Here is a 517-nt window from a genome sequence, read left to right on the forward strand (position 1 = left end):
CCAACATCGCCCGCGTCCATGGCCTCTTCGAGATGAAGTTTGGAGAGGTGCTGGGCCTGGGGGCCGTCATGGAGTGCGTGGAGGGCTTCAGCCTGAATACGCTCCTCACCATCGCCCAGACACGCGGTCGCTATTTCTCCGAGGCCTTCGTCCTCTACGTCGGGGCGGAGGTAGCGGCGGCCCTCGCGCACGCGCATACCGGCACCGACGACGCCGGCAACTCGCTGGGCATCGTCAACCGCGACATCAACCCCGGGTGCATCCGCTTGCGGCCCAGCGGGGGCGTAGCGCTGACGGACTTCGGCGTCGCCTGCTCCAAGCTGCAAGGGCGCCTCGCCACGACGCTGCCGCGTCCCCCGGGGGATGTCATCTACGCTTCACCGGAGGCGTTGCTGGGAGAGGCGACGGACGCGCGCGCGGACCTCTTCTCCCTGGGGCTGGTGCTGCTGGAGTTCGCCACGGGCCGGCACCTCTACTACCCGGGGAACCTCAAGCAGGAGGAGGGCCCACGACTCTC

At 68.7% G+C, this 517-nt stretch carries 1 pseudogene; it reads left to right on the forward strand.

What is annotated here, in order from left to right:
* Window positions 1-517 (forward strand): annotated as a pseudogene (locus U8525_RS34440) (serine/threonine protein kinase); the annotation flags it as partial.

The sequence above is a fragment of the Corallococcus sp. RDP092CA genome, from assembly GCF_041903675.1.
GTDB lineage: Bacteria > Myxococcota > Myxococcia > Myxococcales > Myxococcaceae > Corallococcus.